General features: G+C 39.0%; 19 protein-coding genes and 1 pseudogene. 10 read left to right on the top strand and 10 right to left on the bottom strand.

What is annotated here, in order from left to right:
• Window positions 1-2 precede the first annotated feature (2 nt).
• From CLW00_RS09535 to CLW00_RS09520, 4 genes are all read right to left on the bottom strand, one after another.
• Complete coding sequence (locus CLW00_RS09535) at window positions 3-836, bottom strand: hypothetical protein (protein WP_106133457.1); 834 nt, start codon at window positions 834-836, stop codon at window positions 3-5.
• A gap of 3 nt (window positions 837-839) precedes the next feature.
• On the bottom strand, window positions 840-1,793 hold the full coding sequence (locus tag CLW00_RS09530; protein ID WP_106133456.1) for a Smr/MutS family protein: 954 nt from the start codon (window positions 1,791-1,793) through the stop codon (window positions 840-842).
• Window positions 1,793-3,091, bottom strand: a complete 1,299-nt coding sequence (locus CLW00_RS09525) for a cryptochrome/photolyase family protein (RefSeq protein WP_106133455.1) — start codon at window positions 3,089-3,091, stop codon at window positions 1,793-1,795. Before CLW00_RS09525 ends, CLW00_RS09530 begins: the two co-directional genes overlap by 1 nt.
• A gap of 173 nt (window positions 3,092-3,264) precedes the next feature.
• Window positions 3,265-7,884, bottom strand: a complete 4,620-nt coding sequence (locus CLW00_RS09520) for a translocation/assembly module TamB domain-containing protein (protein WP_106133454.1) — start codon at window positions 7,882-7,884, stop codon at window positions 3,265-3,267.
• Between the two features lie 13 nt (window positions 7,885-7,897).
• Between CLW00_RS09520 and tsaD the strand changes: the two genes are divergently transcribed.
• The 6 genes from tsaD (at window position 7,898) to CLW00_RS09490 (ending at window position 14,415) form a co-directional block, all read left to right on the top strand.
• Window positions 7,898-8,902, top strand: coding sequence for a tRNA (adenosine(37)-N6)-threonylcarbamoyltransferase complex transferase subunit TsaD (gene tsaD, locus CLW00_RS09515; protein WP_106133453.1), 1,005 nt, complete (start codon window positions 7,898-7,900; stop codon window positions 8,900-8,902).
• 824 nt (window positions 8,903-9,726) lie between these two features.
• Window positions 9,727-9,933 (top strand): hypothetical protein, encoded by a 207-nt coding sequence (locus tag CLW00_RS09510; RefSeq protein ID WP_106133452.1) that lies wholly within the window; start codon window positions 9,727-9,729, stop codon window positions 9,931-9,933.
• Window positions 9,934-10,209: 276 nt separating this feature from the next.
• Window positions 10,210-10,677 carry an SsrA-binding protein gene (smpB, locus tag CLW00_RS09505; RefSeq protein WP_106133451.1) on the top strand — a complete coding sequence of 156 codons (468 nt, stop codon included), beginning with the start codon at window positions 10,210-10,212 and terminating at the stop codon, window positions 10,675-10,677.
• 54 nt (window positions 10,678-10,731) lie between these two features.
• The gene (locus tag CLW00_RS09500) at window positions 10,732-11,247 is read left to right on the top strand and encodes an HNH endonuclease (protein ID WP_106133450.1); all 516 of its coding nucleotides are present in this window, start codon (window positions 10,732-10,734) and stop codon (window positions 11,245-11,247) included.
• Window positions 11,248-11,370: 123 nt separating this feature from the next.
• Window positions 11,371-13,254: an amidophosphoribosyltransferase gene (locus CLW00_RS09495; protein ID WP_106133449.1), complete on the top strand. Its 1,884-nt coding sequence runs from the start codon at window positions 11,371-11,373 to the stop codon at window positions 13,252-13,254.
• Window positions 13,255-13,362: 108 nt separating this feature from the next.
• Entirely contained in the window at window positions 13,363-14,415 is a 1,053-nt protein-coding gene (locus CLW00_RS09490) for a M42 family metallopeptidase (protein ID WP_106133448.1), read from the top strand.
• Between the two features lie 184 nt (window positions 14,416-14,599).
• On the opposite strand, the gene CLW00_RS09485 is transcribed toward CLW00_RS09490, so the two are convergent.
• The 5 genes from CLW00_RS09485 to CLW00_RS09465 form a co-directional block, all read right to left on the bottom strand.
• Window positions 14,600-15,298, bottom strand: a complete 699-nt coding sequence (locus CLW00_RS09485; protein WP_146131398.1) for a hypothetical protein — start codon at window positions 15,296-15,298, stop codon at window positions 14,600-14,602.
• 78 nt (window positions 15,299-15,376) lie between these two features.
• On the bottom strand, window positions 15,377-16,450 hold the full coding sequence (locus CLW00_RS09480) for a glycoside hydrolase family protein (RefSeq protein ID WP_106133446.1): 1,074 nt from the start codon (window positions 16,448-16,450) through the stop codon (window positions 15,377-15,379).
• A gap of 214 nt (window positions 16,451-16,664) precedes the next feature.
• Window positions 16,665-17,696 (bottom strand): S8 family peptidase, encoded by a 1,032-nt coding sequence (locus CLW00_RS09475; protein ID WP_106133445.1) that lies wholly within the window; start codon window positions 17,694-17,696, stop codon window positions 16,665-16,667.
• Between the two features lie 69 nt (window positions 17,697-17,765).
• Window positions 17,766-18,236 (bottom strand): hypothetical protein, encoded by a 471-nt coding sequence (locus CLW00_RS09470; protein WP_146131397.1) that lies wholly within the window; start codon window positions 18,234-18,236, stop codon window positions 17,766-17,768.
• Window positions 18,237-18,614: 378 nt separating this feature from the next.
• Entirely contained in the window at window positions 18,615-19,127 is a 513-nt protein-coding gene (locus CLW00_RS09465; RefSeq protein WP_106133443.1) for a lactoylglutathione lyase family protein, read from the bottom strand.
• A 234-nt stretch (window positions 19,128-19,361) separates the two neighbouring features.
• Here CLW00_RS09465 and CLW00_RS09460 point away from each other — a divergent pair, with 234 nt between their 5' ends.
• From CLW00_RS09460 to CLW00_RS09450, 4 genes are all read left to right on the top strand, one after another.
• Complete coding sequence (locus CLW00_RS09460; protein WP_106133442.1) at window positions 19,362-19,829, top strand: biotin/lipoyl attachment domain-containing protein; 468 nt, start codon at window positions 19,362-19,364, stop codon at window positions 19,827-19,829.
• 60 nt (window positions 19,830-19,889) lie between these two features.
• On the top strand, window positions 19,890-20,534 hold the full coding sequence (locus tag CLW00_RS09455; protein WP_106133441.1) for a CPBP family glutamic-type intramembrane protease: 645 nt from the start codon (window positions 19,890-19,892) through the stop codon (window positions 20,532-20,534).
• A 164-nt stretch (window positions 20,535-20,698) separates the two neighbouring features.
• Entirely contained in the window at window positions 20,699-20,854 is a 156-nt protein-coding gene (locus CLW00_RS21380) for a hypothetical protein (RefSeq protein WP_170073201.1), read from the top strand.
• Between the two features lie 646 nt (window positions 20,855-21,500).
• Window positions 21,501-21,899, top strand: coding sequence for a hypothetical protein (locus tag CLW00_RS09450; RefSeq protein WP_106133440.1), 399 nt, complete (start codon window positions 21,501-21,503; stop codon window positions 21,897-21,899).
• 20 nt (window positions 21,900-21,919) lie between these two features.
• Here the strand turns inward: CLW00_RS09450 and CLW00_RS09445 are convergent.
• Window positions 21,920-22,222, bottom strand: a pseudogene (locus CLW00_RS09445) (urocanate hydratase); the annotation flags it as partial.
• Between the last annotated feature and the right edge of the window lie 675 nt (window positions 22,223-22,897).

Genomic DNA, 22,897 nt, shown 5'->3' with positions numbered 1-22,897 from the left:
GTTCAGTCCAGTATTTTTTCAAAAAGTTCCCGAATTTGTTTTTCCAACAAAGACTTGAAGCTTCTTTTATTGTCCTGAAGGTTGGCTAATAGATCAAGGTATTTTTTGGAGATGTTTTGCTTGTCTGACAAAAATCCGGTCAGGTGTTGAATAAAGAGTTGGTTTTCATACCATTTTAAAAGTGATTTTTGCAACAGGCCCATCTTGTCATGCACCTCATCCACAAAAATAGGATTGAACCCTGATTCAATCCGTAGATTTTCCAAAGCGATTATTACACGAAGACCCTCATAAATATCTTTTAATGCTTTACTGTCTAATCGGCTTTTATGGTCTAGGTTGAAATATTCCAACTCTTCATTGATGATCTGAGTAGTCGCAGTGTTGATCATCAGTGGCTTAAGGCCTTTACTTAATTTGTGGGCTGACTCGTATAGGTTTTCCCAAATAAAAAGAGGAGCCACAAGCACATGGTCATATACTTCAGCGTATAGCTTGTTTTTTTCTGAAAGCAAGGTTTTAGTATAGCTCTTGAATTCTATTGAGTCATTGAGTTTGATGGCTTCTACCTGGTTGATGACCATCTTCAAGTGTTTGGTTTTCTTAAGACCCTTGAAGATGCTCTTGAATGGAGCAAAAAGCTCAAATTTCAAACCTTCTTTGTCAAAGTGAATATGTGACAATAGGTCAATGTAAATTTCCAGGAAAATCAGTCTGCTTTCCAGTTCAATGGCTTTTTTACCTCTAAACTGTTTGCTCAGGGAAGCATGTGCAGATTTGGCTTCCTCAAAGTGTTGCTGAAACAGCCCAAAAACGGGTGAAATTTTACCTTGCATAGATTAAGAAATTCTTACTAGGGTAGCACCGTAGCCGAAGCGGCTCTTCTGTGTGTCCTGAAAATACTTAATATTTCCTAATTGGCTTAAATACTTGTGAATTTCTTTTTTGAGAACGCCATTTCCAATACCATGAATAAAGGAAATTTCATCCATTCCGGAAGCAATTGCATAGTTGAGGTTCCGCTCAAACACTTCCATCTGAAGCTTGATCATTTCCGAATTGCTCATCAAATCATGGTTTTTGGTCAGTTTCTCGATATGAAGGTCAATCTCTTTAGGAGGTCTGGGGAAGGACTGTTCTTTTTTTTCTACAATAGAGTTCAACTCTTTGTTCAGTTCCTGAATGTCTATTTCTTTAGCGTTTTCAGTCAAGCGGAATACGTATCCATTTTTATCCAGAATGGGCGCCTTGCCCTTACTTTTGAAAAACGTATTGGCTTTGAATTTTACTTTGCGCTCAAAGGCTCCTTCTGTTTTTTCTATCCTCGGATTGACAGGAAAGAGCTGCACCAAGAGGGGAGGCCATTCCTCAAAGTTCTGGATCGACTTCTCTGTTATTTTTTTACTTGTCTTGGCTGCGATTTTTTCAGAAATGAGGGTTTGGGAATTTGCGCCATAATGCTCAGAGGCTATTGTAACAAAGTCTTTTGACGTATTATTACAAAGATAGACGCTGTGGTCTTTGTCGTTGAGGGGGATGTAAACCAAATATATGGCCTCTAGACTTTGGTTGTTGGCCTTAGCGCTGAAAGTTTCGGAGACTACGGATTTGTCCTCTGGCTCATTCTTGAAATAGGTCCTTTCTGTACTTGAAATAAGCACTACTTCATTTTTCATGGCAGGGATTCGGAAGCCATCTTCAATTTCAATTTCCACCCTTCCACCAGAAGAAATCTTGGTGATCACACCTTCTTCATTTCCATGAAGTAACCTTACTCTGTCTCCTATATTCATCAATTCAATGCTGTTTTATATGTGTCTATTGCCCTTAATCTTGCAGATTTGTGGTCTACCATAGGATCAGGGTATTTGTCGGTCCCGAATTCTGGAACCCATTTTTTAATATATTTCAAGTCTTTGTCAAACTTTTCTGTCTGAGATTCAGGGTTGAAAACCCTGAAGTATGGCTGAGCGTCGGTTCCTGTGCCTGCGGCCCATTGCCAGCCACCATTGTTGGAAGAAAGCTCAAAGTCAAGTAATTTTTTCGCAAAGTACGCTTCTCCCCATCGCCAATCAATTAAAAGATGTTTGGTCAAGAAGCTTGCCACGATCATCCTGACCCTATTGTGCATGTAGCCTGTTTGATTGAGCTCACGCATACCTGCATCTACAATCGGGTAGCCTGTTTTTCCTTCACACCACTTTTCAAATTCCTCTTCATTGTTTCTCCAAGGTATCTGGTCATATTGAGACTTGAATGCCTTGTCTACCACGGCTGTGTTGTGGTACAAAATCATCATATAGAACTCTCTCCAAATCAGTTCATTGAGGTATGTTTTGTTTAATTCAACCGCCTCTAAAGCCAGTTTTCTTACACTGATAGTACCAAATCTTAGGTGTATCCCCAATCTGCTTGTGCCATTTTGCGCAGGGAAATTGCGGGTTTTGTCATAATTTCTGATCAAAGGTTTGTCGATTTCCAAAGCAGGTATCTCCAAATCTGATTTTTCAAAACCCATATCTTCCAAACGCGGAATGTCAAATGGATCTGTTTTTAGGAAATTCTTTTTGCGACCATCAAGTGTCAGTAATTCAATTTTTGATTTTTGGAATTTATCCAACCAGACTTTACTATATGGAGTAAAGACTTTATAAAATCCCCCCGAACCATTTTGAATTTCGTCTTTTTCAAAAACCACTTGGTCTTTGAAATCCAAAAACTGTACCCCGTTTGATTTCAGGAGTTTTTTGACAGCTTCATCCCTTTCTTTTGCATAGGGTTCGTAATCTCGGTTGGTGTACACATTTTCTACTTCGTACTCCTCAAGAAGTTGTTGCCAGATTTCCAGAGGTTTTCCATACTTGACAAGAAGACTGCTGTCAAAGCTTTTCAGGTCTTCCGATATTTTTTTTATCTGGTTATGGATAAAGGTCACCCTCCCATCTTTCTTGTCTTCCAATTCATCTAGGATATTCCTGTCAAAAATAAACAGTGGCAACACATTTTTTTCTTGTTCATAGGCATGGTAAAGTCCTGTGTTGTCCTCCAATCGTAAATCCCTTCTAAACCAAAATATGCTTACTTTTTTCATGTGTATTTAATTGTTTTTACTTGTCACCCCGATAGCCCCGATGGGGGACATCCCACTTGGTGTGGTTTTCGTTATGCTTGTTTGCTTCAGGCAGGCCTGTCTCTTACAGACAGGCTCTATTTCATATAGTAATTGTATTTGTAAGTTTAGAATAATTAAAAATCAAAATTGTTTTAATCCTCATCCTCTTTTCGGATTGTTTTTGGTTTTTCAATAATCTCATAATACTTCGGCTCTATTTTTTCCTCTAAATCTTTCAATGGAATGGGTTTCCAATTTTCAGATTCTTCGAACTCGTATCTCAAAAAGTCATCGGTATCGTTGATTCGGAGTTTTTCCCTTTCTCCCGACCTTAATTTATTCCAAAGCTCTGTAAATGAATTGAAAGAAAGGTTCTGGGAAACAGATACCCCATAGGTGGCCACATTTCTTGCCAGTGAAAGGGAGGTGAAAGTGTTGAAATTATTCCTGTTGTATATCCTCATTCTATACCTCCCATCTTCTGTGAGTAGGTACTCAGCCTGCCAGTCTCCCGCGATGCTGTTGATGTCAGCATTTCCCTGCAAATCTGTAAAGCCCCCGTCTCTGGTCACCCTCAGCCTACCATCTAGAAAGGTGTAGGCAACACGAAGTTGGAAGGTTTCCAGCGCCGATTGGTCTAGATTGGCCAAGTCAATATCCACTTCAAGGTTTTGATCTACCTGAGCAATAAAACTGTTTAACTGGGAGGAAAGCAACTGGCTTAAGTTGGAGGTGGCAATATTGCTCACACCGGTAAATTGTCCTTCTGGGGAAAGAGAGCGCATCATGATTACAGAGAAAACCTGCCTGTTTTTCTCTTGTTCATCATTTGCGATTCGGTTTTGGAAAGCTGATATATAGGTCTGAATATTTCCCTCAGAAGGAAATTCGGCAAAGTCAAAGTTAAAAGCTATGTCTGGAGAAAGCAGACTACCCTTGAGGTCCATGATCACCCTTAGAGGCCAGCGTCTGCGCATCTGTGGATCTTCCAAGCCTTGGTTTTGCACGTTTTGAAGATTTTGCAGAGAGACACTTTCCTGGTAATAAGCCCTCAGGTCCATCACTCCTTCATAAGGGTCTCCAAACCATGAAATCCTACCTCCAGGTTCTACCACAAACTCTCTTCTGATGACATTATAAAGAGAGAAGTTGTAACGGGCCTCAGTGATTTCGTAATTGCCCTGCATGGAAAAATTTCCCTGAGTATCAATGTTAAGTGTCAGTACTCCCCGTCCTCTTCCTTGGATATTTTCACCTGTTCTTGGGTCTATCTGAATTTCAGTGTAGGCATCAGGTGTGATGTCTAGGATAAAGTTCATGCGTACATTATTGATGGCAAGTTTTTCTACTGACTCTTCAAAGGATTTTGTTTGTGTAGTGTCTCTGATGTTGATGATATTGATAAAATCTTCCTGGGCTTGAATATTGGAAGTTCCGAAGGGTATGAAAATTCTGGTATTCGGCTGTGAAGTGGCTCTTGCTGTGATATCCAAGTTGTTGGCAGCACCCAAGATATTAAGGCTTCCGGAGACATTGGCTGTGCCATAAAAAAGGTCATTGTCCCGAATAGTGGTGTTCAAGACTTGGAAATTTTCCATGGTGGAGGAAATATCCAAAACAAAATCTCTGAAGTAATCATGTGAAATTCCGCCACGCATTCTTGCGCGGTTTCCATTGACATCCTTAAGGGTGATTTCTCTAAAACTGATTTCGTTATTCTCAAATACCAAGTTGCCATCAATGGTGTAAGGAGTATTCAGGTAATTGATCAATAGACGTCCTTCATCTACCCGACCTGTACCTGTCACTACCGGAAAGGCTAAATTTCCTCCTATATCTAAGTCACCTGTTACAGTCCCTCCCATTTGCGTCACATAATCTTCCAAAAATGGCTCTAAAACTGAAATGTTTGCTTGTTGTAGTTTCGCCTTTAGCCCAAGGTCTTGTTCTTCACCACCCAGCGATCCCTCTAGAGAAATGACTTTTTTGCCCTGTCTATAGTTGTTGAGTTCGATATTGATCAGACCTTCGGAAAAGAAAGTGCCGGCCTCTATGTCTCCTATCAAAAAATTGTTGATGTAAAAATCATCTATATTCAATTGGCCATTGATTGCCAAAGTTTCGAAGATGCTGCTCAATCCAAATTGTCCATTGGCCATACCTTCGAATTCCTTGACTGATAGTGTGTTGAAAAAATCCAGGTTCAAATTACTGATTTCAAGTCCCAAGACATCTTCGGGATTGTTGGAAATATTGCCATTCAGTGAAATAAATTGGTTCTCATTGTAAAGTTTGAGGTTGTCAAAAAGAAAGGAATTGTCGGCTATATATATTCTGTTTTCAGGATCAAAGTTCCATATTTTATCGATGATTTTAAGCTCTGAAGGCTCAAAAATGATCGTGGTATGATCTGGATATATGGCGATTTCATTTTGGATGCGCAGGTAGCTTCCAGTGCTCAGTTGATCCTGCTTGTATGTGAAATCTATATTGTTGACATCCCAAATGGCTTCCATTTCCAAATTATTGAATATCAATCCTGACTTTAAATCCTGTTGTTTTGAATAGACATAGAAAGAAGCCAATACATCATTGCTTCTGGATAACTTGGAAGTATTGAAATCTAAGTTGGTGTCAAACAGGAAATTACCGTTGTAATAAATGCTGTCGATACTTGAGAAAAAATTAAGGATAGTATTGTCAGGGGTTTGGTAAAAAGCACCTTCTATCAAGGTGTTTTTAGAAATTGATGCTTTTGGTTCAATCAAATTGATGATGGGATTGATATCAATAAAGTTCATATTGATGTCAATGTTGTAAGGTTCATGCAACCCAACTTGGGAGACATCAACAGGATTCTCGGAATTGGTTAAAATAGCGAGGTACTCTTTACTGAGGTTGGTGACATCGGTGATCAATTCCTCTATTTTAAATATTCCTGATATCCCTGCCACCAAAAGATCTGAATTCAGCGAAATCACTCTGGATTCGTCCGTAAAGAGAGATTGGAAAAAGAAATTGTCAACATTCAGGTTGCGCCCTTCCACGCTGACAGAAATATCGCTGAATCTGGCAATACCCTCTATGTCATCTAAGGTAATGCCTTTGGTATCCATGTCTAATTTGCCACTGATGAAGAGGTCATTTTCTACAAATTTCAATTCTTTGAGGAATGCTGTGTCCAACTCCATATTGAGCCTGATTGAATCTTTACCGTCTCTGAGATCAAGGACGCCATTGGCCTCCCCTTTAAGGTTGGGATCATCTATTACTATGCTGCCCCTGAACAAATCTCTGCCATAGGTAGCATCAGTCTTTATGTTGGCATAATCATAACCTTTGACACCGATTTTCCTGACATCAGCATCCAATTCCAAAATTGCAGATTCAACCGAAAGTCCCGTTCCTTTTACCCTTCCCGTCATAGATACTTTCTGGAATTGTTGCCGGTCTTCCATCAGTATACCTAAGTCCAGATTTTCCAATTCAAGTCTTCCAGTATAGGTAGGGATGTCATTTTCTGATTTAAAACTCAAGCGGCCTGTCATATTGCCGATACCTGTTCTGAACCTTCCATTGAAAGTAAAAAAGTGTAGGAATCCGGAAAAGTCAGTATCGAATCTGATGTCTCTGAATTTATTGATTTCCCTTTGTGCCTCAGTGGAAATGTAGGGAGCAAGGTCTGTGCTGTTGAGTACAGAATTCATCAGGGACATTTCGAAAAAAGTATTGCTGATATCGGGGAGTCCGTTGATTTTGAATTTACCAAATAAGGCACTCCGCTGTCCAAATCTTATTAATAGTTGTTCGGATATCAATTCATCCACAGTCCCTAGGATCTCTCCGCTTAAGGAGATACGGTCATCGATTTCCGGTAATTGGTCTGTGAAAAAATTAAGGTCGGCAATATCCAGGATGGCCTCATCGAGCCTAGCCAGTATCTGTACCTCCTGATTGAAATTGGAAAGGGCCTTGCTGGAAGAATAACTGAATTTAAGGTAATCTTTAAATTCAGTCCTATTTGACCTAAGGTACAGGTTGTCAAACTCCATATAAGTAGGAGCATATGTGAAATCTGTTTTCAACTGTTGGAAGACCATTCCAGAAGTGCTTTCTTCACCTCTGAGGTAGTTGACTTTCATGCCTAAAACCGGCCCGTCAGTATAAAAATCATCAGCATCAGCTATCAGTTTACGGAATCTTAGGTTATTGTAATCAAAGCCCTCCGTAACCGGGGTCGCGCCATAGTTGAGGATATCAAGTGAGGTTTCATTGAAATAGATATTATTGATTTCGAATCTGCCAGAAGGTTTGTCTGGATCTTTGGTGCCCGGAAGCAGTGCATTTAGCCTTGAGAAAAATTCGGAAATATTGAGGTATTCTTCATCTTGATGGAAGATCAACCTGACATTTCCCTTTTCCATTTTGATTTGATCCAAGGATGGGTTTTCCCTATCAAATAAACCTCGGATGGAAAAATCAATATATACTTCCTCAAGATCGACCATTAAGCTGTCTTTTTGGTCATAAATGACCAAATCATTTAAGCTAATGGCATCCCACCAGCGAATTTTAACGCCTGATATTCTTGTCCTGAAACCTGTATTTTCACTAATATGATCTGTCAGAACCTTTGTGGCTTTTGTCTGGAAGTAGGGGATTTGTAGAAGTGCGGCTATAAAAAAAATCCCTAGAACAAGGAAAAGTACTAGCCTGAAGATAAGCCTTAAGGCTTTCAGTATTTTTTCCGTAACTTTCGGGTTCTTTTCCAAGGATTAATCTGCAATGAAAATCAATATTCTAGCTATAGAATCATCATGTGATGAAACGTCTGCAGCGGTAATTTCTGATGGCAAAATACTTAATAATATTATCGCCACGCAATCAGTACACGAAAAATATGGAGGGGTAGTTCCTGAGTTGGCTTCTAGAGCACATCAGCAACACCTTATTCCAGTCATACATGAGGCAATAGAAAGCTCTGGTATTTCCAAAAATGATTTGTCAGCTGTGGCTTTTACAAGAGGTCCCGGATTGATGGGGGCACTTTTGGTAGGAGTATCTTTTGCCAAATCTTTTGCCTATTCCTTGGGTATTCCACTCATTGAAGTCAATCACATGCAAGCGCATATTTTGGCTCATTTTATTGAGGATCCAAAACCCAAGTTCCCATTTATTTGCCTAACAGTCAGCGGAGGACATACGCAGTTGGTTTTGGTCAAAGACCATTTGGTGATGGAAGTGATAGGCGAAACGATGGATGATGCGGTAGGAGAAGCCTTCGATAAGACAGCCAAACTACTGGGATTGCCATATCCTGGAGGGCCATTGATTGATAAGTATGCAAAAGAAGGAAATCCAAAAGCTTTCCCTTTTCCGGTGTCAGATATGCCTGGCTTGAGTTATTCGTTTTCTGGCATCAAGACCGCTGTTTTATATTTCCTTAGGGATCAATTGAAAAGTAACCCGAATTTTATTGAGGAGAATTTGACCGATCTATGTGCATCAATACAGTTTACCCTAATCAAAATGTTGATGCAAAAGCTCAAGAAAGCTGCTGCCGCTCACAAGATTAACCATATTGCCATAGCCGGAGGTGTTTCTGCCAATTCGGGACTGAGGGCTGAATTGCAACTTTTGGCAAAAAAACACGGTTGGTCAGTGTATATCCCAAAGTTTGAATATTGCACAGATAATGCCGCCATGATAGCGATGGTTGGTCATTACAAATACCTCAAAGGTGAGTTTTGTGCTATGGATGTGGTGCCTGAGGCGAGGATGAAAATATAGGGAAAGGATGAGGGATGAAGGATGAGGAGATGCGAGCCCCGATAGCTATCGGGGTAGAAGCGAGATGCGAGAAGCTGCAGATTTACGAAATACGAAGGACGATTTACGAGGCTATTTTCTATTCATTACGCCAATTCAATTCAAATAAGTGAGAGACTAGAAACAAGTACAAGAAAAAAATAATAACCCTGAAAGGGTTGAACCTTGAATAGCCCCGTGTGAAACGCGGGGATATGAAAGATAAAATCAGAGAAGCCTACCCTGAAAGGGTTGAATAATTTGGATAATTTGCAAAAAAAGTGTCAAGAAAAATCAGGACGTGACAGAGACAAGAAACAAGAAACAAGAAACAAGAAACAAGAAACAAGAAGCGAGGGCCAAACGCCATCGGCATGATAGATATAATAGCCCGGCAATTTATTGCCGGGATTAAATATTAAGTGTGTGTTTTCAAAGTACCGTAGGATTTCCTACCGTAGGTATGGTACGGACAATATTAAAAACAACAAAAAAAGTGTCAAGAAAAATCAGGACGTGACAGAGACAAGAAACAAGGGACAAGAAAAAAGAAGAGAGGGCCAAATGCCATCGGCATGACAGATATAATAGCCCGGCAATTTATTGCCGGGATTAAAGGTTAAAAGTGAGTTTTAAAAGTGCCGGCGGCACGGACGATATTAAAAACAACAAAAAAAGTGTCAAGAAAAATCAGGACGTGACAGAGACAAGAAACAAGAGACAAGAAACAAGAAGCGAGGGCCAAACGCCATCGGCATGACAGATATAATAGCCCGGCAATTTATTGCCGGGATTAAAGGTTAAAAGTGAGTTTTAAAAGTGCCGGCGGCACGGACGATATTAAAAACAACAAAAAAAGTGTCAAGAAAAATCAGGACGTAACAGAGACAAGAAACAAGGGACAAGAAACAAGAGACAAGAAACAAGAAACAAGAAACAAGAAACAAGGGCCAAATGCCATCGGTATGACAGATATAATAGCCCGGCAATTTATTGCCGGGATTAAGGGTTAAAAGTGAGTTTTAAAAGTGCCGTCGGCACGGACGATATTAAAAACAATTAAAAAGTAACAAGTATTTTAGGGCGTGACATAGAAACAAGGACGATGAAAGGGAGCTTACCCCGAAGTATTTCGGGGTAAGAAGGATAAAAGAGTAAGTCGTAGGTGTATGGTGGTCTCCAAGATCCGAGCGAGCCCCGATAACATCGGGCGTAGATACGAGAAAAACCCTTTTAGTATTGAAAAACCCAACTTTTAACAAATTAACATTTAACAATCTAATCCACATATGTCTGACAAGAAGAAAAAATTCGATAAGATTATTAATATCAGAAATAAAAAAGCCAGCTATGAGTTTGAGTTTATCGATACTTATAAAGCAGGCCTTGTACTGAAAGGAACGGAAATCAAATCCATTCGTGAGGGGAAAGTATCCCTTACCGAGGCATACTGTTTTTTTAGAAAGGGAGAACTTTTTATCAAGCAAATGCATATTGCGCCATACTCAATGGCTTCAAGCTACAATCACGAGGCTGTAAGAGAGAGGAAATTGTTGTTGCATCAAAAGGAAATTGAAAAACTAGAAAGCAAATTTGAAGAAAAAGGTTTGTCCATAATTCCTGTTAGGATTTTTGTTAATGATAGAGGTTTGGCTAAGTTGGAAATTGCCTTGGCAAGGGGTAAAAAAGTCCATGACAAGAGGCAAAGCATCAAAGAAAAAGATTCAAAAAGAGAATTGGCAAGAATGAAGTTTTAAAACATTCTCATTGAACGACAGGTTTTTCCATTCAAAGTTTTATCTTAGAGGTCTATGGAAAAGCGTGTTTTGGTGTTAAATCTGGATCATAGTCCGGTTGCTGTTGTCACTGTACAAAAAGCACTCGTTCTTGCTTTTTTGGAGAAGGTAAGTTGTCTTAGTCATTATGAGTCTCTGGTAGTAAGAACAGTCACTAAGGAATTCAAGTACCCAGCTGTCATCAGGCTCAATGAGTATAAAAATATTCCCTACAAAGGAGTACTTCTTAATCGGGCAAACCTTTTTAGAAGAGATGGCAATGTATGTCAATACTGCGGATCCAAAAAACAACTGACCATTGACCATGTAATTCCCAAATCAAAAGGTGGTAAAACCAATTGGGCAAATCTAGTCACAGCATGTCACAGATGTAATGTCCTGAAGGGTGACAAAAGCCCCGAACAAATGGGGATGAAGCTAAAAGTTACTCCTTTTAGACCAACTTTGGGATTTTTTCTTGCCGATTATGCAGAAAGGCATGCAGAAGAATGGCTCCCATTCCTTGATATCAAGGCAGTAAGTGTTAAATAACTTTAAGTTTTTTCTGTCAGGAAACTATTTATTCCTACTTGGTGTAATGCGATTTACAAAAAGGTTTTTCTAATCACTGAAATTAAAAGTACCTTTGCTACGTCATAAATTGCCCAGACCCAAATGAGTGAGCAGATCAAACATGAATGCGGTATAGCCTTGTTGAGGCTTCGAAAAGATCCTCAATACTACATCGACAAATACGGATCCCCCCTATACGCTCCAAACAAGCTGTATGTGCTGATGCAAAAGCAGATCAACAGAGGACAAGATGGGGCAGGAGTAGCCAATATAAAAATCAACACCAAGCCCGGAACCAGATATATCAGCCGCTATCGTTCTATAGAACCACAGGCGGTTAATTTTATATTTGACAAAATCCATAAGAAATATAAAAAGGCAAAAAAACATGGAGGCACTAATGCCATCACGGATGCAGCATACCTGAAAGAAAATGTAGCTTTTTCTGGCGAGGTTTGGCTCGGACATTTAAGATATGGGACACATGGAGAAAACAGTATCGAGACCTGTCACCCTTTTTTAAAACAAAATAACTGGAGAAGTAGAAACTTAGTCATGGCGGGTAACTTCAATATGACCAATGTTGAAGAGCTTTTTGGAAAACTGGTGGAGCTAGGCCAGCATCCTAAAGAAAAAACCGATACCGTGACTGTCATGGAAAAAATCGGACACTTTTTGGATGAAGAGAATCAAAGGATTTTTGATAAGTATAAAAAGGAATACACCAACGAACAAATCACAGCCCTAATTGAAGACGAATTAGATGTAGCAAGGATACTAAGACGTTCTTGCAGAGATTTTGACGGGGGCTATGCCATGGCGGGTTTGGTCGGAAACGGTTCCAGCTTTGTGGTCCGTGACCCATCGGGAATCCGGCCTGCATACTATTACGGTGATGATGAAATAGTAGTAGTTGCTTCAGAAAAGCCAGCCATCAAGTCAGCCTTCAATATAGATTATAAGGAAATCAAAGAAATACAGCCAGGTCATGCCTTGGTGATCAATAAGGATGGCTCTTATTCAGAGCATGAAATCATGCCGGCAAGGGAGAAAAAATCCTGTAGTTTCGAGCGTATTTATTTTTCCCGAGGTACTGATCCTGATATTTACAGAGAGCGAAAAGCTTTGGGAAGGGCTCTGATTCCTCAAGTGTTGCAGGCAATTGATTTTGACTTGAAAAACACCGTATTTTCTTACATTCCAAATACCGCCGAAACAGCATTTTTGGGTATGATTGAAGGCTTGGAAGATTATCTCAGTGCCAAAAGGAGGGAGGTTTTGCTTGAAGGGAAGCCCCATTTAGAGGACTTGGAAGAACTTTTGAGTTTCAGGCCTAGAGTAGAAAAATTAGTATCCAAAGACGTGAAGCTTCGGACTTTTATCACCAATGATTCTGATCGGGATGCCATGGTGGCAAATGTATATGATACTACTTATGAAGTGGTCAGGTCAGGGATTGATACTTTGGTAGTAATAGATGATAGTATAGTCAGAGGTACGACCTTGGAAAAAAGTATTTTGACCACTTTAGATAGGTTGAATCCAAAGCGCATTATTATAGTTTCCTCTGCACCACAGATAAGGTTCCCTGATTGTTACGGAATAGATATGTCTAAAATGAGGGAATTTATAGCCTTCAGGGCAACCCTTGAGTTGATCAAAGATAGAAAGATGGGTTTCTTGTTAGATGAGGTGTTGGAAAAATGTCAGAGCAGTCAAAATACCTCAATGAATTTTGTAAAATTGCTTTATGAGCCATTTACAGATCAAGAGATTTCCGATAAAATTGCAGAAATCATCACATCAGATCATATCGAGGCAGAAGTGAAAGTGATATACCAAACCGCAGAAAACCTTCACAGGTGTATCCCCGATCATCAGGGCGACTGGTATTTTACAGGTAATTTCCCTACTTCCGGTGGTATGCGCGTGGTGAACAGAGCCTTTGTGAATTTCATGGAAGGAAAAGTGGTGAGGGCTTATTGATTCTTGTAGGTCAGAAACAAATTTGAAATTAAATATTGTAGAACCCTTAAAAAGGCTTTGTCGGATCCAAATCGGTATGACAAAGCCTTTTTTTAAAACATGAACTAGATGAAAGTAGATGTAGCTTTATTGAAGCAGATTTGTGAAGTTCCAGGAGCTCCAGGTTATGAGAAAAGAGTCCGTGATTTGATTTTAGAATTGGTGACACCACTGGCAGACGAGGTGAAAACCGATAACATGGGTAATGTGATTGCCATAAAAAAAGCCAAGAAAAATCCTGATGACAAAAGGGTGATGGTGGCTGCGCACATGGATGAAATAGGTTTTATGGTCACTCATATCGACGATCAGGGATTTATTCGCTTTCATACTTTGGGCGGATTTGACCCGAAAACATTGACTGCACAAAGAGTACTAGTACATGGTAAAAAAGACCTCGTGGGTGTCATGGGAAGTAAACCTATCCATGTGATGTCGCAAGAGGAAAGGAATAAACTTCCAAAAACAACAGATTACTTTATTGACATGGGAATGTCGAAAGAGGATGTCGAAAAATACATTACAATAGGAGATCCAATCACTAGGGATAGAGAATTGATAGAAATGGGAGATTGTGTGAATTGTAAGTCAATTGATAACCGAGTGGCTGTATATATATTGATAGAGACCTTAAAACAATTGGAGAACCCTGCCTATGATGTATATGCTACTTTTACTGTGCAAGAAGAAGTGGGTATTAGAGGTGCCAATGTGGCTGCGCATGGCATCAATCCGGATTTTGGGATAGCATTGGATACTACTATTGCCTTTGATGTGCCCGGTGCCCAAGCGCATGAGAAAATTACAGAACTAGGGAAAGGAACTGCCGTCAAAATCATGGATGCTTCCACTATCTGTGACTACAGGATGGTGTCATTTATGAAAGAAACAGCAAATAAGCATGCTATCAAATGGCAACCGGAAATCCTGACTGCCGGAGGTACAGATACGGCAGGAGTTCAGAGAATGGGCAAGCAGGGAGCGATAGCAGGAGCGATTTCCATTCCTACCAGGCATTTGCATCAGGTGATCGAAATGGCTCACAAAGAGGATATTTCAGGTAGTATCAATTTGTTGAAAGCCTGTTTGGAAGATATGGATAAATTTGATTGGGGGCATTGATAACCTTTGAGGACTTTTTTGGACCTCGAGGGTTTTTAAGCGACAAATAGATTGAGTTAAGGAAGTCCAAGAAAATTAGGCTTTTGATCTAAGGCCTTTGGGGTTTTGAAAACCCCAAAGGCCTACCCATAACTTTTGGGGTCTTTTTTAGACCTCGAAGATTAATCATCAAAAATTTTGTTGCCTAAATCCCAACCCAAAAAGTAAAAACCACACCATAATTATCAAAACTAGATCGTGCTTCTTCATGACCTGTAATGATAATCGGGTCAATCCTTTGCTCGTGAGCTATCCTTACAAATGGTTCCAGAGTAAATTTTATTCCAGGATTTGGTTTATACCCAATACCCATACCTCCAAGCCATGAGGTACCGAATCTATTCTGAGACCTATTTTCGAACTTTTTAGATGTATTAAATTGGTTTCTGTAATAGGAAGAAAGACTTGATGCAGTTACCACACTACCACTTAAAAAGAGATCCCATTTTTTGCGTTGCAACACATATTTATTAATTCCCAACTGACCTTCAATGTTTCGGTACCCATACCTGTCTGTATGCATCAATATATGGGCACATGGTTGTCCGGGTTGAAGAGAGCAATGGTCAAAGGGAACACTCATCCTATATTCTCGTGTCACATAGTTCAACCCTAATGTAACCTCCCAACTTTTAAGGATTTTTTTACCAGCCCTGATTCCATATCCAAAATATTGGTTGATGCTCTGTCTTTCTTCCCAACCCGGACCATAAATCGTCCTTGACCGTTCTTCAGTGTGAAATGTGGTAGAGATGCCCAAGTAAAAATCACCTGATTTGTCCTGAGACATTAATTTTGCTGGAAACAAAAATGACAGTAAAAAAGCAAAAGTCAGGAATTTCATGATTTGATTCATTTTCTCTATATAAATGAAGACGATGTCTTAGACCTGGTTGTCTCGATACATAATTATTTTCTTTTTTTATTTTGTATATAATTCGCGCATCACCTTCAATTTCTCCGGTTCACTGACCAAAGATTGGTCTGAAAACATCATAATTCCAGAAGAAGGTTTTTTTGAACCTTCTATCATCACCTGTCTAAATTCCTCTGGACTTACTACTCCTGGATTGTTATGTGCCTGTACGATTGGCCAAATTATGGGATTCTCTGTTTTTTCGGATTGAATAGCTTCTCCAAGCCATTCAGTATATTCTCCCACCCAAGCCGTTGGTCTCCCTTTCATATGATGGAAAAGCATGGGAGAAAGCACATCTGCTCTTTCAGCTATGGCCACAGGGTCAATTCCAAGATTCCGATATAAAGCTGAATCATAATCAGCCGGAAACCATGAACAATAGAATACACCCAGTTTAGCTTCAGGTTGCGCTCCTTGAAGGATAGCGCCCATATCTTCTATCCAGCTATTCAAGATATCGGATCTCCATTTTCTCCATTCCTTGTCATGGTTAGTAAGGATATAAGATGCTTTTTGGGGAATGCTTTCTCCCGGGATTTCTCGTTGAATTTCTTTACCAAACTGTTTTGTACAGCGATCGCAAAAGCAGGTTTCTGGGAGGATAGGTTCAGTGGTTTCGAACTGGGCATGCCAATGGACATAGTCCAAAAAGACTCCATCAACCACATATTTGTCTAAAATATCCAATAGCTGCTCTTTTCTGTAGTCTTTGAATCCCTCATGTGTAGGGCAAATACCGATAAACCAATCCGCAGGAGGAGACTGTTCTCCTTTTTCATCTATTGGCCAAGCTTCGGAATTTTCCTGAAGGTATTCCTTGCCATTTAAGGTCGGAAACTCCACGAATACTTTTACGCCATGTTCCTTGGCAGTTGTATAAAACTCCTGATTCAAAGAAATGCTCCTCACAAAAACTGCATTCATTCCCAAGGAGTCAAATCTATATCCAGCATTTAGTAAAGTAGCGGGATTGCCATATACGCCCTTAATAAATTCTGTCTCCCCTTCGATTTGATTTGTAGGGTGACAGGACGGGGCAGAAAATGTGAAAAGTAAAAACAGATAAAGGGATCTCATAAGTCTTGGGATGGGGGTTTGGTTCTGTTGGTTAATCAATTTAGGGAATTCAGCCCAATCCTTTCTTTGAAATCCTGGTGGATTGAAAAAAATGTTTTATTGTTTAATGAAAAAAAAGAAAAGGCCGCCTTTTTTGTGGGGCCGCCTTTTCAAAATTGACCAATCAGTTTTGTATTTGTAAAAAGCTTCTGGTTGTCAATAACTGGTTTTCGTGTTAGTCATTGATGCCGACTGCTTTAGCAGCATTGACAAAACCATGTCCGTAAAATTCATCCTGACCAGGCTTTCCAAGGTCTGAAGCAGATTGTCTCATTCTGGCGGCAACCTGAGCAGGACCCAATTTGCCATTGTTTGCCTGAATGATAAGGGCTGCCACACCTGCGGCTGCCGGAGCTGCCATAGAAGTGCCTTGAGACCAGTTATAATTACCGTTTGTGGTTCCTCTTACTGTACTGAATACCATATCGAAAACCTCGCAGAAGTTAGTGGTACTTACAAATGTTCCATTAAGGTTGCAAAAACCATCAAAACCATCCACTACAAATAGACCAAGAGTCCCTCCAGGAGCTGCAAAATCCACCAAGGATTTGCCATGATCGGTGTAATATGCAGGTTGAGAGAAGTTTGTATTGCCTAATAACCAGCCAGTAGGTCCGGTTGAACTTATAGAAAGAACATGTTGATTTTGAGCAGGTAATTGGAACAGTTCTTTGGTATCATCATAATTATTTCCACCGTTTCCAGCAGATGCAATTACTGTAACCCCATTTTGATAAGCATAACGGGTTGCCCTGTCATAGGTTTTTTGCAAGTCTCTGAATACATCACGGAATTCTTTGTCTTGCCAATTGTCTCTGTAGTTGATTGTAGCGCCAAGACTCATGTTGATGACTTGAGCTCCTGCACCTCCCTGTGATTGAGGGGTAGCTGCATACAATATTCCTTCCAGTATCCACTCAAAAGCGCCAGTACCATTGTGTAGAGATTTGACACCGATAATTGTAGCTTCAGGAGCTATGCCTACTATGCCATTTCCTGCTGCGGCTACAATCCCTGCCACATGGGTGCCATGCCAAAAGGTGCCCACGTCCTGGTTAAAATTAAAACCCGGTACTGTTGAAATGGAGCTTTGTACATCAAGGTTAGGAGCCAAGTCTATATGAGTGGAATGAAAGCCACCGTCAATAACTGCTACCCTTACACCTTTCCCGGTAAAACCGCCATCCCAAGCATCTGGCGCATCAATTGAACTAGGAGCCCACTGAAATCCATCAAAAAAGGCATCTTGATAATTGAAAGGAGCACCAGAAGAACTCTAGCTACCTCTTCTTGCATTTGAAGAAGGAAGCTCAGCTATTTCTCCTCTAGAAACAGGCTCTTTTGTAAACTGTAAAATTAAATCTGGAGTAACTGATTCAATCCCATTGATTTTTTTTGAATTGGCAAGAAAATCAGCGGATCTTGCGACTGCCACAGCCACACCGATTTCAGGGAAAGTTTTGACAATTTCTCCACCTGCATTTTGCACACTTCTTTCTAGATTGTTAGGTAATTTTTGACCTTTGCTCAGGATCAAAAATCTACCCGTAAAATCTCCTTCTCTAAGGTTAGTGAAGTCCGAAACATCTGCAAGTTCTTCAAAGTTGAACGCATTGAAACTTGACTCTTCTTCCATTATAGCTTCATCAATTGTAGCTATTTCGTCAAGTTCACCTTGACAAGCAGAGAACAACAGCAAGACGATCACTAAGAAGTGCGAAAACTTAGATTTGGTTAAATACATCATAATTGTACATTAAGGTTGATAAAGTGAAAATAAAAAGTAAAATATACCAGTTAGTGCTTACCTTTTGAAGGTTCCATTTTCGGTAATATTTTTTAGAATTTATCGAAATGGGTTCATTTACAAATGCCTACTAAATATAATTATCAATTCACAAAAAAAAAGCATTTAATTAATAAAAAAATGTACTTGAAAAACTCATGTCGTGTACAAATTCTAAAAAAATGCAAATAATGCTCAAATCTAGATTCGAACAATGAGAGGAACCCAAACTATTAGCGAAAGACAAGTATAGCTCTTCAACTTTTATCAAGCTCATTCCACAATAGCCATCTCTTCAATTTGAGCCTGGAGTACAAAAAAATAAAAGTAAAAGGAAAGCTATTTAGTGTAGGCCCCTGAAGAATAAGTAAGCTCATAACTGTGGCTGTATACTTCAAAAACCACCCCAAAAGGATCTTCTACATAGCACATGCGGTAAGGTTTTTCGCTTGGATAATATTCCCTGATGGGCATCCTTTGCTTACCTCCATGGGCTACAATCTTTTTTACCAAGCCTTCTATATTAGGATCCTGCACACAAAAATGGAATAAACCAGTTTGAAAAGGGTTAAAATCCGGTTTTTGAGTGGGTATTGTAGGGAACGAAAACAGTTCAATTCCTATTCCGTCAGAAGTAGAAAGGTGTGCGATATCAAAATACTCCCAACCTTCACCAAAAACATCAATACACATTTGGCCTATAGCGGATTCATTTTCTTCCTTGACCCTGCTAGGTTCCATGATGACATACCAACCCATCACTTCTGTGTAAAATTTAACAGCTTTGGCTATATCAGGAACAGTAATGCCGATATGTGAAAATGATCTAGGGTAAGTAGTGGGAATAGACATGAGTTGAGGGTTTTATTTTTTAAAATTAGAGAAATCAGTTTGGGATAAAAAGAATTTGAGGGCTGAATACCGGTAATAAATCCCATTTGCTCTTCTAAAAATTTCTTTGATTTCCAAAAGAAAGGTTAGTTAAATATCCGTTTAATTAAACGTTTAACTTCATCATCAAATTAAAATACCACATTTTTAAAATTTATATTGAGTGAAGCTTTATATGAATCTAAATTATTTTTTATGGAAAAAAGGATTTTCCCACCGTCAGTTATAAATGAAACGGTGGAAGTTTATGATTCCCACATTGCCGTCAGGTCTCGGATGATTTATCTCATCCTGATTGGTGTAATGCTTTTTGCAGTGTCAGCATTGCCCTTGATCTATGTGGATGTTGCAGTTCAATCTAGAGGTACTTTTCAGTCAGCTCTTCAGAGAAATTCCCTGATGAGTTCGGTAGGAGGGCGTTTGGAAACTTGGAACATGACTGAAAATAGAAAGGTTAAAAAAGGTGATATTTTGGCAATTGTAAGGGCAGAGGTTGTCCAATTGGAGCAGCAAGGTTTAGAAGAGAGATTGGCACAATTGGAAGAATTTGTTTTTGATTTGGGGAAATTGCTACGAATGGAATTAGAAGGGAATTCGGTTCCTCTTACCCCCTCAAGGCTTTTTACAGCTATTCCAATTTTGCATTTTTCAAGTCACAACTGATAATGTGATTTTTCTCTAATCGAATTTTAACTATTTTACTAATACTTAAATTTTAAATGTATGAAAACATTGGAAAAACTTATGTCATTTTTGAAGGCACCTTACCGTTCGACATCATATAACAATCTGAAGGCCATTGATTTCTTTTACCTATTATTGATCACGCTGGCAGTGGTGATACCCTATGCTTTAATTTTAGAATGGGCAGGTATGGATCAGTTTGATCATAAAATCTTGGAGATTTTGGAAAAGAATAAATGGCTTGTAGCGGTGCTTGTTATTATTTTTGCCCCAATTCTAGAAGAACCTGTGTACAGGTTACATTTGGATTTGAAAAAATCCTCTATCCTCTGGAGTTTAGGTTTGTCGCTCTTGTTGATTAACAGTATATGGTACCCATTGGCCATATTTTGGATTTATTTGATCTACCTTTATGTGAAAGTCAATCAAGGACAGAGCCCTAATCTTAAGTTTGTAGTGTATTTTTCTTCGGCTATGTTTGCCTTGGTCCATATGGGCAATTTCATTGATTTTGATTATGGAAAATACTTTTACGTAGTGCCTTTGTTGGTTGCTGCACAGTTTGTCATAGGTTTGGTATTAAGTTATATCCGTTTGAACCATGGCATGAAATGGGCGATTATTTTCCATGCGGTTTACAATGCGGTATTGATTATTCCAGCCATCTATTTTTATGAACCATAAAAATTTAAAAATATTTTTTCTGTGCTGTTTTTATGCACGGAGCGAGGGTAATTTAGAATCATGATCAGTTGACAGGAATCATGCTAGCTAAGAATCCGGCAGACTGAGATTGGGAAAACCCAACGCCCGGTAAAGGTTGGGAGAAAATGAAAATTGTTTAAATTATGGAAAAGTTTAAGGAATTAAACAAAGGAGAATATCAGGATATTACTGGTGGTTTTTCTCCGTGGCCTTTAGTACCCTTGACCTTGTACCTTATTGATCAAAGAGATAAAGTATGGAAAGGATATGTTGACACAATGACTGCAATACTCAAATAAGAATTTCAAGTTAAAAAATGTTTGTTATGAAAAAATTTGTATTTTTAAACCAGAGGAAGTAACAGAATTAAAAGGAGGTGATCCTGGAGATGCGGCCTATTTAATCGGTGCTGGTTCGGCATTGACAACATTAATTGTTTTAGCACCGGTTGCTAGTACTTACTTATTAATTAAATCTATTTTTAAATGAAAGGATTAAATAAAACATCATTAGCCAAATATATTAGCCTAGCTTTTGTTTTTGTTTATTTAGGCTATTATTCTGATAAATTGTTATCTGGATACGGCAACACTTTACAAGTAATTTTGGGCTTTTAAAGGTTGTTAGGTAAGCAATGTCCTTCCCTTCCCCAGAGGTACCTTTTGGGAAGGATATTAAATAATCTGTATACATTCTGTATTCTGATTCATCCCTCTCCAAATTAATTTGGCAAATTTTATATTGTCAAGCCCCTATTGTAAGGGTGAGCGTTTCACTTCAATCTTTTTCATTGTCCACGGAGCAAAGGTAAATTAAGGTCATTATTAGTTGCCCAATACCAAGCTTTTTGAAAAAAAGAGTTGGTTTTCTTATTTCTTTGGTTAATGTTTATTTTTCAGTATAAATTATTAATCGCAATCATGCCAGTATGGATAAATTGAAATAATGATGAATGATAAATTAACTCTTCCATCCAAGGCAACACTCATCTTTTTTACCAATAAAAGAGTCATTGCTATCCTACATGTATTGGTTTCATTAGCCGGCTTGATTTTTTATGTTGAATTAGAGCAAATTGTCGGAGAGGAGCATATGATTTTGAGGTTTGCCTTGGTTTATGGTTTGTTGTACGTTTTCAAGCCTAATAAATTCTTCGAAAAATGGTCTTTTTTACCTTATCTCTTCCCTGTGGTCTTCTTGATCGTCTTGAATTTTCTGGGAGCAGCTGACGCTGAGGGAGTAACAATTTATACTAAGATTTTAGGGTTTTCATTGGGATTTTTATGGATCATCCTTTTGGAATGGACAGCAGAGAAGCTTCGTCCCTCTGTTTCTTGGTATTAAACTGATTAGACCAACAGGGCTTAAATTTCATCTTGAAATTCCAACAAATCCTCATCCACCGTCTCCGGCACCGTCACTTTCAACCCAGGAGTCCTTTCCATTTCTCTTTTGAGGGCAAATAAAGCTTCATCATTTCTGGCCCAAGCCCTTCTTGAAATCCCATTATTGACATCGTAGAAAAGCATGGGTTGTAGCCTCCGGTCAGCTTCTGCGCTGCCATCGAGGAGCATTCCGAAACCACCATTGATCACTTCGCCCCAGCCTACACCGCCGCCGTTGTGGATGGAGACCCAGGTGGCTCCACGGAAACTGTCGCCCATAACAACTATATCCGTTTGATCCATGATATGAAATGGGCGGTTATTTTTCATGCAGTTTACAATGCGGTGTTGATTATTACAGCGATTTATTTTTATGAGCCATAAAATTTGAAAATTTTTGTTCGGTGCTGTTTTTATGCACGGAGCGAGGGTAATTTGGGACTGTATCCCAGTTGATAGCTATTAAATCAAGAGGCTGAATGAATTGGAATTCATAATGTGAAACACATAGCGTTTTAAAAAGAAAATTATAAAGTTGTATTAAAATAAATAAAAATGGCAAATAATAATGAGATAAAGAACAATGACCTACCTCAAATCAAAGGTTCTCATTTTTTAAAATCATGGAAAGGTTGGTGCATAAAGATATTTGCATTAGTTGTTTTAGGCTATTTTGTCCATGAATTTCTTGACGATTTTATAAAAGGATGGATGGAAGTCGATTGTTCATGTTAAATTGACAAAACGAAAGCTGTTATCTTTTGCGCTTATTGGTACAATTCAAGAAGAGGAAAATGACTTGACCCTGTCTTTTTTTTTAAGGCTTTTCTTCATAAAGTTTTATTTGCTGTTTTTTATATAGGCCTTGTGAGGATATTCTTTGGTTTTGGAAAATTTTCCAATTTTGAGCACGCAACAGGTTCCAGCATTCTTAAGGCCATTTTTACTTTCATATTT

Origin of the sequence: Mongoliibacter ruber (assembly GCF_003003005.1) — a bacterium.
Classification (GTDB): Bacteria; Bacteroidota; Bacteroidia; order Cytophagales; family Cyclobacteriaceae; genus Mongoliibacter; species Mongoliibacter ruber.
This window is presented reverse-complemented; position numbering and strand designations above follow the sequence as displayed.